Here is a 12128-nt window from a genome sequence, read left to right as displayed (position 1 = left end):
GATCAGCGGGGGCGCAGCACAGCGCAGGTCGTCGTGCCGTGCGCGTAGAGCTTCCCGTCGGCCGCGCCGGTCACCCGGGCCTCGGCGGTGGCCGTCGTCCGGCCGACGTGGAGCGCCACGCCCTCGCAGCGCAGCGTGGACGTCCCGGGGAGCACCGGCCGGATCATGTGCACCCCCAACTGCACGGTGGTGTACGCGGATCCGGCCGGGAGGCGGCTCATCACGGCCGAGCCGAGCGCCGAGTCCAGCAGCGTGGCGAGGAAACCGCCGTGCACCGTGCCCATCGGGTTGAGCAGGTGGTCGCCGGGGTCGCCCTCGAAGACCGCGCGCCCGTCGCCGACCTCGACGAAGCGGAAGCCCAGGGTGCTCATGATCGAGGACTCGGGGAAGCGGCCGTCGATCGCGCCCTGCAGGACCTCGCGCCCGGTCAGCGCCAGCAGTTCGGGGGTGGGCTCGGGGCGCGGCTCCCAGGTGTGGGTGCGCGAACGGGTGGCGGTGGCGGCCTCGTACGTCGTCATGACACCGACGCTAGGCGTCGGCCCTGGTCGCCGGGAGTGGCGTATCCGGCAGCTTGGATACCGTTCCCGACACGGCCTCCGGGACCCCTGCCGCGCCGTGGCGCAGGTCGAAGGCGGGCGACTCGGACCTGATGCGCGGCAGGGAGCGGAAGTTGTGCCGCGGCGGCGGGCAGCTCGTCGCCCACTCCAGGGAGCGTCCCCAGCCCCAGGGGTCGTCGGTCCCGACCGGCTTGCCGTACTTGGCGGTCTTCCACACGTTGTAGAGGAACGGGAGGATCGACAGGCCCAGCAGGAAGGAGCTGATCGTCGAGATGGTGTTCAGCGTGGTGAAGCCGTCGGCGGCCAGGTAGTCCGGGATGCGCCGCAGCATGCCCTGCGTGCCCAGCCAGTGCTGGACGAGGAAGGTGCCGTGGAAGCCGATGAACAGCGTCCAGAAGGTGATCTTGCCCAGGCGCTCGTCGAGCATCTTGCCCGTGAACTTCGGCCACCAGAAGTGGAGCCCGGAGAACATGGCGAAGACGACCGTGCCGAAGACGACGTAGTGGAAGTGCGCCACCACGAAGTAGGAGTCGGAGACGTGGAAGTCCAGGGGCGCCGACGCCAGGAGCACCCCGGTGAGCCCGCCGAAGACGAAGGTGATCAGGAAGCCGGTCGCCCAGAGCATCGGCGTCTCGAAGCTGAGTGAGCCCTTCCACATCGTGCCGATCCAGTTGAAGACCTTCACCCCGGTCGGCACCGCGATGAGCAGCGTCATGAAGGAGAAGAAGGGCAGCAGCACGCCGCCGGTGACGTACATGTGGTGCGCCCAGACCGTCGCCGACAGTCCGGCGATCGAGATCGTCGCCGCGATCAGGCCGGTGTAGCCGAACATCGGCTTGCGCGAGAAGACCGGTATGACCTCGCTGACGATCCCGAAGAAGGGCAGCGCGATGATGTAGACCTCGGGGTGCCCGAAGAACCAGAACAGGTGCTGCCACAGCAGCGCCCCGCCGTTCGCCGGGTCGAATACGTGCGCCCCGAAATTCCGGTCCAGCTCCAGCGCGAGCAGCGCCGCGGCCAGCACCGGGAAGGCCATCAGCACCAGCACGCCGGTGAGCAGCACGTTCCAGGTGAAGATCGGCATCCGGAACATCGTCATGCCGGGGGCGCGCATGCAGATGATCGTGGTGATCAGGTTGACCGCGCCGAGGATCGTACCGAAGCCGGACAGCGCCAGCCCCATGATCCACAGGTCGCCGCCCACGCCCGGCGAGTGCACCGCGCCCGACAGCGGCGCGTAGGCGAACCAGCCGAAGTCGGCCGCGCCCTGCGGGGTGAGGAAACCGCCCACCGCGATCAGCGAGCCGAACAGGTAGAGCCAGTACGCGAACATGTTCAGCCGCGGGAACGCGACGTCGGGGGCACCGATCTGCAGCGGCATGATCCAGTTCGCGAAACCGGAGAACAGCGGGGTCGCGAACATCAGCAGCATCACGGTGCCGTGCATCGTGAAGAGCTGGTTGAACTGCTCGTTCGACATGACCTGCAGCCCGGGGCGGGCGAGTTCGGCGCGCATCAGCAGGGCCATCACCCCGCCCCCGCAGAAGAAGGCGAACGCCGTGCCGAGGTAGAGCGTGCCGATGGCCTTGTGGTCGGTCGTGGTCAGCCATGCCACGGCGGACGCCGTGCGTCGCGGGAACGTGAGCCTCATGCCCGGTAGGTGTCCGGGCCCGCCCGCGGCGTCACGCGGAAAAGGTCACAGCGGCGGGGTGTGATGATCGGTCCCATGGCGGACACCAAGCGGTCATGAGCACGGACGAGACGCGGTCACAGGCGTTCGCCGCTGCCTACCGCGAGCACTACTGGGCGGTCAGCCGCTACGTCGCCCGGCGGACGGCCGGGCGGGCGGCGCACGACGAGGTGGAGGAAGTGGTGGCGGAGGTCTTCGCCGTCGCCTGGCGGCGGCGCGCCGAGCTCCCCCCGTACGCGCTGCCCTGGCTGTACGGCGTCGCCCGCAACTGCCTGGCGAACAGCGTGCGCGGGCAGGGGCGGCGGCGCAGGCTGCTGGACCGGATCGGGAACCACGAGACGGCGCACGGCGCGCACCTCGTGCCGAGCCCCGGCACCGAAGCGCCCGGTGCCTGGGTGCACGAGGCACTGGGGCGGCTCGCGGCGGCCGACCAGGAGGTGCTGCGGCTGACCGCCTGGGAGGAGCTGGACGTCGGGGAACTGGCGGTGGCCCTCGGCTGCGGGCGCTCCGCGGCCGCCATGCGCCTGCACCGGGCGCGCCGCAGGCTGCGCGAGCAGATCGACCGCATGGGGATGACCGTGACCCAGGAGGGGCCATGACCGAGCTGGAGCCGGAGCTGGAGCTGCTGCGCCGTGCCGATCCCGTGCCTGCCGGCGATCCGCGCTGGCGCGACCGTCCCCTGGACGCGCGGGCCGAACTCGGGCTGCGGCGGCTGCTGGCCTCCGGACCGGCACCTGAGGCAGCACCCGGAGCAACGCCCGTCCCCGCGCCCCGCCGGACCGCCCGCCGGGTGGGCGGCCTCGTCACGGGCCTGGCCGCGGTGGCGGCGACCGTGGTGGCCGTCCTGGTCGTCGTGCTCTCCGGGGCCGGCACCACCCAGGCGGTCGCCGCCCCCGTGGCGCTGCGTCCGCTGGCCGGGTCGCGGGAGGTCCCGCTGACCGACGTGGCCGGCGCGGCACGGGAGGCGGCGGCGCGGGGCGGCGGCCCGGGCACCCGCCGCGGGAGCCACGTGATGATGTGGAGCATGGGCATGGAGGCGGGCCCGGGCGCCCGCCCGCCCGTCACCCTGCCCGAGGAGCACCTCACCCGCTGGAACGCCGACGGCAGCGGCACCGAACTGGTCGTCGCCACCGACCCGCGGCACCCCGGGGAACCGGTGATCAGCGACTCCGGCGGCTCCCCGCACACCGTCGCGGACGGCGAGGTGCTGCACCGCGCCGCGTACCCGCCGGGCACCCTCCCTCCGTACGGCCGCTCGGGGACCGAGCCCCCGGACTCCGCCGAGGAGCTGCGGGCGTACCTGGCCCAGGTGTACGGCTGCGCCTGCGCCGGCACCCCGGAACTGGTGGACGCGCTGGCCTCGCTGCTGCAGGACTGGACGCCGGGGCCCGCCGGCACCGCCGCGGTCGACGAGCTCCTCGCCGCCGCCCCCGGCCTGCGGCCCGCCGGTACGGTCACCGACCGGCTGGGCAGGCGGGGCCAGGCCTACGTCCACGACGCCGCCGGGCTGCGCCGCATGCTCGTCCTCGACCCGGCCGACGGGCGCGTCCTGGGCATCGAGGAGACGTACACGCAGGACCAGCCCGAGTACCGGGTGAAGGCCGGCGACGTCATGTCGTACCAGGCCTGGATGGACTGACGCCCGGCGCGCGCAGCGCCGGGACGGGGCGGGGGCCCGGCGCCCCCGCCCCGGCCCCCGCCCCCGCCCCCGCCGTGGCGGTCAGCGCGCGGCCAGGACCGCCAGGCGCGCCGCGGAGGTCCCCAGTCCGGTCGGCCCGGTGGGCAGCCGGCCTCCCCCCACCGGGCGGCGCAGTTCCTCCTCGTCGTAGCGGCGGCAGCCGCGGTGCCAGGTCAGGATGCCCGCGAGCCAGTTCCGCAGCTCGCGCACATAACCGTCGAGCACCGCCCGCGCGTCCGCGCCGAGCCCGAAGTCGTCGTAGAGGACCGGGAGTTCGTTCGCGGCGACGTGCTGGAACTGCCGCATGCGCCCGGTCATCAGGTCGTGGACGACGGCGAGCGAGGCCTGCTCGTCGCAGTCGAAGAAGTTCTGCACGACCAGCAGGGCGTTGTGGATCTCGCCCTCGTACTCGATCTCCTTCTGGTACGAGAAGACGTCGTTCATCAGGCAGGCGTAGTCGGCGGCGGAGTTCTCCAGCGACCGCATCGGCCCGCTGCGGTAGACCTCCTCCGGCACCCGCTCGCCGTGGCCCAGCCGGCACAGGCTCATCGTCAGGTCGGAGCCGAAGGTGTGACGGCGCATCTCCAGGTAATCGACCGGGTCGGGGATGCGGTTCTGCGCCTGGTTGGCCAGTTCCCACAGCCAGCCGGCGGTCATGTTCTCGACGGCCGTGCGGAAGCGGCGCCGCGCCTGCGGCTCCATCGGCCCGGCCGTCCGCGCCCACAGGTCGGCCAGGCTCCGCTCCAGGGCGCTGACCGGGGCCGGGGTGGCGGAGCCGTCGACCGGCATGAAGGCCGACAGCCGCTCGTTGGCCGCGCGGGCGCCGGCCAGGTCGCGGGTGCGGCCGTACACGGCGGGGAACCAGTCGTCGGCGTAGGTGCCCCAGGTGAGCCAGTCCGAGGTGAGGTCCAGCCCCTCGGGGGTCGCGTCGGGGTGGATGCCGGCGGCGCAGAGCGGGAAGTCGAAGGCGGTCAGCTTGTGCTCGTCCCACACGTGGGAGTGCGGGACCCCGGGCTGCGGCAGCAGCAGGCCCATCCGGTGCGCCCAGTCGACGACGTGGCGCCGGGCGGCGTCCAGGTGCGGGCTGAGCGTGGCCGGGAAGGGCATGAGGAAGTCGGGCAGCGGGGTCGGCCCGGTGCGCCGCGGCACATGGGTGAAGCCCCGGGCGCGGGCGGCCTCGGCGCGGCCGGTGGTCCGCACGGTGCCCGCCGACAGCCCGAGCCCACCGGGCAGCGCGAACGGCGACCACCCGGCGTCCGCGGCCCCCGCCCCGCCGCCGTTCATGTAGCGGCTGGAGCGCATGTGCCACTCGTGGCCGCCGGACTGCCAGTCCTGCAGGCCCTTCGCGTACGCCAGCACCCGCGCGCACTGCTCCGGGTCGAGCGCGTGCTCGGCGAACAGCGGCGGCAACTCGGTGAGCGCGGTGTTCTCGAACTGCTGGAGCCGGGAGGTCAGCAGGTCGTTGACCGACTCCGCGGCCTCCTGCGTCGTACAGCCGAGGAAGGTCTCCAGGACCAGCACCCCGTTGCTGAGCTCGCCCTCCTCCTCCGTCTCGCGCTGGTACGAGAAGAGGTCGTTGCGCAGGTGCACCGCGTCGGAGAAGGCGTCCCGCAGCACGAGCAGCGGCCGCGCCCCCGCGACGGCGGCCGGCACCTCGGCTCCGGCGGCGTACTCCACCAGCCCCGCCGACCAGGGCGCGCCGCCGACCTTGCGGCGCATCTCGATGTACTCCACGGGGTTGGGCACCCGGCCCGCGTTGATGTTGGACAGCTCCCACAGGGACTCGTTGAGCAGGTGCTCGGTGCTCTCGGCGAAGCGCCTGCGCCAGTCCATGGACATCGCCGGCACCGTGCGCGCCCACAGGTCGGCGAGGCCCGCCTCCACCGGGTTCCGCGGCTCGGGCATGCCCTGCGCCAGGTCCATCGGCATGAAGGCCGGCAGCCGGTCCAGGTACGCCTTGCCGCCCTCGCGGTCCTGCGTGCGCTTGAACGCCTCCAGGAAGTGGTCGTCGAAGAAGAAGACCCATACGTACCAGTCCGTCACCAGGGACAGGGCCGGTCCGGAGCAGTCCGGGTGCGTGTACGCGCACAGCAGCGCGTAGTCGTGCGAGTCGAGGTCGCCGGTGTCCCAGATGCCCGAGCCTTCGAGCATCCCCATCTCCCGCGCCCAGCTGCGGGAATGCTCCCGGGCCCGCTCCACGTGGGGATTGAGTCGCGCCGGGTGCGGCAGGTAGAAGTCGGGCAGTTCAAATGGCTGCGTCACTCGTTCAGCGCTACCCGGGGCCGGGGGCGCTATCCGGCATGACGGACAACCCATACGAACGGGTGAAAACACCCTGGGAACACCCCGGGAACGGCCGGGGAGGCCGGCCCGTGCGCCGGGCCGGCCCCCGTCGTCCGCGGAGGTCAGGCCCGCTTGGGGTGCTCCCCCCAGCTCCTGCACAGCGCCCAGATGACGAAGACGTCGATGGCGATGACGATGATCGCCCACACCGGGGTGTACGGCATCCACGCGAAGTTCACGACGATGTTGAACGCGGCCAGGGCGACACCGGCGACCCGGGCCCAGTCGGGGGCGTTCTGGAGCAACGCGGCGCCGACCACGATGACCAGCACGCCGAGCACGAGGTGGATCCAGCCCCAGGCCGTCAGGTTGAACTTGAAGACGTAGTCGCCCAGCCGGACCCAGATGTCGTCCTGCGCGATGGCCGAGATGCCCTCGAAGATCATCACGACACCGGAGACGATGAGCAGCACACCGGCGAAGGTGGTACCGCCCGACGCCAGGCCCGAGTGCGGGCGCCCGGTGACCGGCTGTGTCTGCTGGCTCATGAGATGGCTCCCGTCCCTCGCCGCCCGGGCTCGCTGCCCGGACACTCCACACGGTCCGCCCGGCCGGTGCGTACGGCCATCCGCGCTGCGCCGTCCGGGTGACCCAGGGGCGGCAAACCCCGGCAGGCGAGATCATCGGTGCATGACGACCACACTCCACCTCGCCCAGCAGCCCGAGGCCGACGCCCTGCTCTCCCGCAGTCCGCTGGCGGCCCTGGTCGGCATGCTGCTCGACCAGCAGATCCCCATGGAATGGGCCTTCTCCGGCCCCTGGACCATCGCGCAGCGCATGGGCCGCGACGACCTCGACTGCGGGGAGATCGCGGCCTACGACCCCGAGGCCTTCTCCGAGCTGCTCTCGCAGAAGCCCGCCGTCCACCGCTACCCGGGATCGATGGCCAAGCGGGTCCAGCAGCTGTGCCAGTACCTCGTGGAGCACTACGACGGTGACGCCGAGGCGGTCTGGCGCGAGGTGTCCGACGGCCGCGAGCTGCTGACCAGGCTCAACGAGCTGCCCGGCTTCGGGAAGCAGAAGGCGCAGATCTTCCTGGCGCTGCTGGGCAAGCAGCTCGCCGTGACGCCGAAGGGGTGGCGCGAGGCCGCGGGCGCGTACGGGGAGCGGGGCTCCCACCGGTCGGTCGCCGACATCACCGGCCCGAAGTCGCTGGACAAGGTGCGGGCCTTCAAGCAGGAGCAGAAGCGGGCCGCCAAGGAGGCGAAGGCCGCGAAGGGGTCCTGACCCTAACGACGGCGGCGCTTGGACGTGCCGAAGAGGGACCGGGTGATCTCCCGCCCGAGCTGGGTGCCGATGGAGCGGGCCAGCGACTGGAAGACACCGCTGCCCATCACCTGCTCCACCACACCCGTCCCCTCCTCCGGCCGCTCCCGGCGCCCCCGCCCGGCAGGCACCGGTGCGGACGGCCGCACGGGCGCCGGCGCCTGACGCCCGGCCAGCCGCTCGTACGCCGACTCCCGGTCCACCGCCTGCGCGTAGCGCCCGTACAGCGCCGAGTTCCCGATCGCCGCGTCCATCGCCGCGGGGTCGGCGGGGCCCATCAGCGACCGCGGCGCCCGCAGCCGCACCGCGGCGACCGGGGTGGGGGCGCCGTCCTCGTCGAGGACGGTGACCACGGCCTCGCCGGTGCCGAGCCCCGTGAGCAGTTCCTCCAGGTCGTACGGGGAGGTGGGGAAGGTGCGCACCGTCGCCTTGAGCGCCTTGGCGTCCTCCGGGGTGAAGGCGCGCAGTGCGTGCTGGACCCGGTTGCCGAGCTGGCCGAGCACCTCGGAGGGCACGTCCTTCGGGGTCTGCGTCACGAAGAAGATGCCGACGCCCTTGGAGCGGATCAGCCGCACGGTCTGCGTGATGGCCTCCAGGAAGGCCTTGCTCGCCCCGGTGAACAGCAGGTGGGCCTCGTCGAAGAAGAAGACCAGCTTGGGCCGGTCCAGGTCGCCGACCTCCGGCAGGTCCTCGAAGAGGTCGGCCAGCAGCCACATGAGGAAGGTGGAGAACAGCTGCGGCCGGTCCTGCACGGCGGGCAGTTCCAGCACGGAGACGACGCCCCGCCCGTCGCCGTCCGTCCGCAGCAGCTCGGCGGTGTCGAACTCGGGCTCGCCGAAGAAGGCCCCCGCCCCCTGTGCCTCGAAGGCCGTCAGCGACCGCAGGATCACCCCGGCCGTCGCCGGCGAGACCCCGCCGATCCCCTTCAGCTCCGGCTTGCCCTCGTCGCAGGTGAGGAAGGTGGCCACGGCCCGCAGGTCCTTCAGGTCCAGCAGTTCCAGGCCCTTGGTGTCGGCGTAGTGGAAGATCAGGCCGAGCGACTGCTCCTGCGTGGTGTTGAGCCCGAGCACCTTGGACAGCAGAACGGGACCGAAGCTCGTCACCGTGGCCCGCAACGGGATGCCCCGGCCCATGCCGCCGAGGGCGTAGAACTCGGCGGGGCAGCCGGCCGGGCTCCATTCCTGGCCCACCTCGGCGGCCCGCCGGGCAACGCGGTCGCCGGGCACCCCCGGGGACGAGATGCCGGAGACGTCGCCCTTGACGTCGGCGAGGAAGACCGGCACGCCCTGCGCCGAGAGTTGTTCCGCGACGAGCTGCAGCGTCTTGGTCTTGCCGGTGCCGGTGGCCCCCGCGACGAGCCCGTGCCGGTTGAGCACCGCCAGCGGGACGCGCACGGGCGCCTCCGGCAGCACCCGGTCCTCCCACAGCAGGGCGCCGAGTTCGAGGGCCGGCCCCGTGAAGGCGTACCCCTCGGCGATGGCCCGGGCGGTGCCGGGCGGGCTCGGCGTGGTCATGGGCTGCTCCACTGCTCCCGCTATCACCGTATTTGCCCACCATCGCACTCCTGCGCCGTTGCTGCGCCCGTACGCCCTTGCCCGGTAGGCTTTCCGTGTGATCTTCAAGCGCATCGGAAGCGGGCGGCCGTACCCCGACCACGGCCGGAAAAGCACCCGTGAATGGGCGGACGTCGCCCCACGTCCGGTACGCCTCGACCAGTTGGTCACCACCAAGGGCAACCTCGACCTGGAGACCCTCCTCGCCGAGGACTCGACCTTCTACGGGGACCTGTTCGCGCACGTCGTGAAATGGCAGGGCGACCTCTACCTGGAGGACGGGCTCCACCGGGCCGTGCGCGCGGCGCTGCAGCAGCGCCAGGTGCTGCACGCCCGCGTGCTGGAGATGGACTGACCCCCGGACCGCTCCGCGGACCCGTCTCCGCCGGGGGACTCCTTCGCCCTTTCGGGTTCAAGTGCCCCTCATTGGCCCCGATTGGTTGATCGTTTAGTAGGCCCGGACGCCCGATCGCACTACGCTGCGCACATGAGCATGCTGACGCCCCCTGGCATGGGCGGAAAGTACCGGGTCACCGGGAACCAGTACCCCCGGATGCGCCGCCCCCGGAGCAGGGTGCGCATCGTGGCGGTCGTCGTGACGACCGTCGCCGTTGTCGGCCTGGCCGGCTGGGGCACGCTCCAACTGGTCGACGTCTTCGGCGGCAAGTCCACGCCCGCGAAGAACGCCGCGGCCAAGGCGGAGAACGCCGCCAAGGAACGCACCTGCAAGGCGGCGGCCGCACCGGGCTCGGCCTCGACGGTGCCCACCGCCTTCCCGGAACCCGGGGAGCTCACGGTCAACGTCTACAACGCCACCGCCAAGGGCGGCCTGGCCAAGGACACCGCCGACGAGTTCGCCGCACGCGGCTTCAAGGTGGGCACCTTCGGCAACGCCGACCCCGAGTACGACCGCAAGGTGCAGGTGGCCGCGCTGCTGATCGGCGGCCACGGGCCCAAGGCCGAGGCCGCGATGAAGCTGGTCGGCGCCCAGGTCAAGGGCACGGTCACGCTGAAGCCCGCGGCCGCCGGCTCCAAGCGCCCCACCGGAACGGTGGACGTCATGCTCGGCAAGGGCTTCACCAAGCTCTCCGGCGACAAGGCCGTCGAGAAGGCCCTCGCCGCCCTGGCCCGGCCGAGCGCGGCGCCGAGCGCCGGCGCCTGTTAGGCCCACGGTTCCCGTCGCGTCGTACGACGGGACCGGCCGCCGGGGCATGGGCCCCGGCGGCCGGTCCCGCGTGTCGTGGGACGACCGGCGTCAGCCGGCCGTGCCGTAGAGGCGGTCGCCCGCGTCGCCGAGGCCAGGGACGATGTAGCCGTGCTCGTTGAGGTGGTCGTCGACCGCCGCCGTGACCACGGTGACCGGCTTGCCGGCCAGCGCGCGCTCCATCGCCTCGACGCCCTCGGGGGAGGCGAGCAGCACCACGGCCGTCACGTCGTCGGCGCCCCGCTCGATCAGCAGGTCGATCGCGGCGATCAGCGTGCCGCCGGTGGCCAGCATCGGGTCGAGGACGTACACCTGCCGCCCGGACAGGTCCTCGGGCATGCGGGTGGCGTAGGTCTTGGCCTCCAGGGTCTCCTCGTCGCGGATCATGCCGAGGAAGCCGACCTCCGCGGTCGGCAGGAGGCGCACCAGGCCCTCCAGCATCCCGAGGCCGGCCCGCAGGATCGGCACGACCAGCGGACGCGGGTGGGACAGGCGCACGCCCGTGGTGTCCGCGACGGGGGTGCTGATGTCCACCTGCTCGGTGCGCACGTCACGGGTCGCCTCGTAGGCGAGCAGGGTGACCAGCTCGTCGGCCAGCCGACGGAAGGTCGGCGAGTCGGTGCGCTCGTCGCGCAGGGTGGTGAGTTTGTGCGCCACCAGGGGGTGGTCGACGACGTGGATCCGCATGTCCACGACTCTAACGTTCGGCCTGTCCCCCGGCCCGCCCGGTCCGTGCGGCCGGTCACGCTTCGAACCACCCGGGAGGGGGAATGCGTGCCCTTACGCCCGGACCTGTCCCGGCCGGGCACGTGGATCTCTAGGGGTGGTGCCCCATGGCGGAGCGCGGCAGCGACGGCGCCGGCGCGGACGACACGGGCGACGCCCGTACGCAGCAGGATCGCGACGCCGAACGCAGACGGCGGCGCGCCATGTTCCTGCGCGAGCTCAACGAGGCCAAGGAACTGCGCGACCGCGTCCAGCCACGCCGGGCGCGCGCGGCACGCGCACGCCAGCAGATGCGGATGCGGACGTTCCGCTGGTAGTCCCCAGGTCGGCACAATGCCCCCACCTGGCGGGCGCCGAGGGGGTCCCCGCAGGCCGCCACGCGGAAAAAAGCCGGAAGGCCTCTCACGACGCAGCGCGGAAGACCCTTCGCAAAGCCGAGGTTTCTGCCACGATGCCGAGTGTGGGCGGGGACCTGCGCCAGATCATTCGACTCCCGCCCGAAAGTCCGGACGGCCTGAGACCTGTGGGAGAGTCACGGTGTACTTCGCCGCACTGCTCGCGCGCACCGAGGACGGTTGGGAAGCGCGCGAGACCGATCTCGACGATGTGGAAACCCTCGGCGACCTGACCGACTTGGCCCGGGCGGCTTCAGCCGGGGAGGATACGGTCCTGGTCTTCATCGAACAGGAGGACGCCTGGTTCGGCGTCGTCCGCGTCGACGGGGAGGAGGACCCGCGGATCTACGTGTCCGACGCCGCCGCCGCGGCGCGCAGCTCGTACGGGGAGATCCTGCTCACCGACGAACTGCTGGGCCGCGACCCGGAGGACCTGGACGAGATCGTCGACCTCGACGGCACCGAGGAAGGTGACGCCGACGAACTCGACGACGACGTGGTGCCCGGCCCGACGGAGGTCCACGTCCCCGTGGGCCCGCTCGGGGACGCCGAGCTCCTCGCGGACTTCGGCATGAGCGACAAGGAGCTGCTGGCCCTCAGCGGCGACGGCGCGCTGACCGGGGAGGCGCTCGGGGAGATCGCCGACTCGCTGGGCTGCGCCGACGTGCTGGAGGCGGTCCGCTGACCGCGCCCGACCCGCTGCGCGACCCCTGGGT

General features: G+C 72.4%; 13 protein-coding genes. 7 read left to right on the top strand and 6 right to left on the bottom strand.

Going from position 1 to position 12128, the window contains the following annotated elements; genetic code table 11:
* Positions 1 to 2: 2 nt before the first annotated feature.
* Both AC1VWI_RS23605 and ctaD read right to left on the bottom strand, forming a co-directional pair.
* Positions 3 to 518: a PaaI family thioesterase gene (locus AC1VWI_RS23605; RefSeq protein WP_499513011.1), complete on the bottom strand. Its 516-nt coding sequence runs from the start codon at positions 516 to 518 to the stop codon at positions 3 to 5.
* 10 nt (positions 519 to 528) lie between these two features.
* Positions 529 to 2208 (bottom strand): aa3-type cytochrome oxidase subunit I, encoded by a 1680-nt coding sequence (gene ctaD, locus AC1VWI_RS23600; RefSeq protein ID WP_499513010.1) that lies wholly within the window; start codon positions 2206 to 2208, stop codon positions 529 to 531.
* A 95-nt stretch (positions 2209 to 2303) separates the two neighbouring features.
* On the opposite strand from ctaD, the gene AC1VWI_RS23595 reads away from it, so the two are divergent.
* Together AC1VWI_RS23595 and AC1VWI_RS23590 are read left to right on the top strand one after the other, a co-directional pair.
* The gene (locus AC1VWI_RS23595) at positions 2304 to 2846 is read left to right on the top strand and encodes a sigma-70 family RNA polymerase sigma factor (RefSeq protein WP_499513009.1); all 543 of its coding nucleotides are present in this window, start codon (positions 2304 to 2306) and stop codon (positions 2844 to 2846) included.
* Positions 2843 to 3886: a CU044_5270 family protein gene (locus AC1VWI_RS23590; protein WP_499513008.1), complete on the top strand. Its 1044-nt coding sequence runs from the start codon at positions 2843 to 2845 to the stop codon at positions 3884 to 3886. The genes AC1VWI_RS23595 and AC1VWI_RS23590 overlap by 4 nt, the downstream gene beginning before the upstream one ends.
* Before the next feature lie 81 nt (positions 3887 to 3967).
* Here AC1VWI_RS23590 and AC1VWI_RS23585 read toward each other — a convergent pair whose 3' ends face one another.
* Both AC1VWI_RS23585 and AC1VWI_RS23580 read right to left on the bottom strand, forming a co-directional pair.
* Positions 3968 to 6187, bottom strand: a complete 2220-nt coding sequence (locus AC1VWI_RS23585; protein ID WP_499513007.1) for a family 2 encapsulin nanocompartment cargo protein terpene cyclase — start codon at positions 6185 to 6187, stop codon at positions 3968 to 3970.
* Between the two features lie 143 nt (positions 6188 to 6330).
* Positions 6331 to 6756, bottom strand: coding sequence for a DUF7144 family membrane protein (locus AC1VWI_RS23580; RefSeq protein ID WP_499513006.1), 426 nt, complete (start codon positions 6754 to 6756; stop codon positions 6331 to 6333).
* A gap of 142 nt (positions 6757 to 6898) precedes the next feature.
* On the opposite strand from AC1VWI_RS23580, the gene AC1VWI_RS23575 reads away from it, so the two are divergent.
* The gene (locus AC1VWI_RS23575; RefSeq protein ID WP_499513005.1) at positions 6899 to 7495 is read left to right on the top strand and encodes an HhH-GPD-type base excision DNA repair protein; all 597 of its coding nucleotides are present in this window, start codon (positions 6899 to 6901) and stop codon (positions 7493 to 7495) included.
* A gap of 2 nt (positions 7496 to 7497) precedes the next feature.
* Here the strand turns inward: AC1VWI_RS23575 and AC1VWI_RS23570 are convergent, their stop codons facing one another.
* The gene (locus AC1VWI_RS23570; RefSeq protein WP_499513004.1) at positions 7498 to 9048 is read right to left on the bottom strand and encodes a helicase HerA-like domain-containing protein; all 1551 of its coding nucleotides are present in this window, start codon (positions 9046 to 9048) and stop codon (positions 7498 to 7500) included.
* Positions 9049 to 9145: 97 nt separating this feature from the next.
* Between AC1VWI_RS23570 and AC1VWI_RS23565 the strand changes: the two genes are divergently transcribed.
* Complete coding sequence (locus AC1VWI_RS23565) at positions 9146 to 9442, top strand: type II toxin-antitoxin system VapB family antitoxin (protein ID WP_499513003.1); 297 nt, start codon at positions 9146 to 9148, stop codon at positions 9440 to 9442.
* Between the two features lie 132 nt (positions 9443 to 9574).
* Positions 9575 to 10252, top strand: coding sequence for a LytR C-terminal domain-containing protein (locus AC1VWI_RS23560; protein ID WP_499513002.1), 678 nt, complete (start codon positions 9575 to 9577; stop codon positions 10250 to 10252).
* 90 nt (positions 10253 to 10342) lie between these two features.
* Here AC1VWI_RS23560 and upp read toward each other — a convergent pair whose 3' ends face one another.
* Positions 10343 to 10978 carry a uracil phosphoribosyltransferase gene (gene upp, locus AC1VWI_RS23555; RefSeq protein ID WP_499513001.1) on the bottom strand — a complete coding sequence of 212 codons (636 nt, stop codon included), beginning with the start codon at positions 10976 to 10978 and terminating at the stop codon, positions 10343 to 10345.
* A 146-nt stretch (positions 10979 to 11124) separates the two neighbouring features.
* On the opposite strand from upp, the gene AC1VWI_RS23550 reads away from it, so the two are divergent.
* Both AC1VWI_RS23550 and AC1VWI_RS23545 read left to right on the top strand, forming a co-directional pair.
* Positions 11125 to 11334: a hypothetical protein gene (locus AC1VWI_RS23550; RefSeq protein ID WP_499513000.1), complete on the top strand. Its 210-nt coding sequence runs from the start codon at positions 11125 to 11127 to the stop codon at positions 11332 to 11334.
* Between the two features lie 220 nt (positions 11335 to 11554).
* On the top strand, positions 11555 to 12097 hold the full coding sequence (locus tag AC1VWI_RS23545; protein WP_499512999.1) for a tRNA adenosine deaminase-associated protein: 543 nt from the start codon (positions 11555 to 11557) through the stop codon (positions 12095 to 12097).
* Positions 12098 to 12128 lie beyond the last annotated feature (31 nt).

It is taken from the genome of Streptomyces sp. TOM-9, assembly GCF_056858595.1.
Note: the sequence above shows the minus strand (reverse complement) of the source record. Positions and strands in the feature narration are given on the sequence as shown.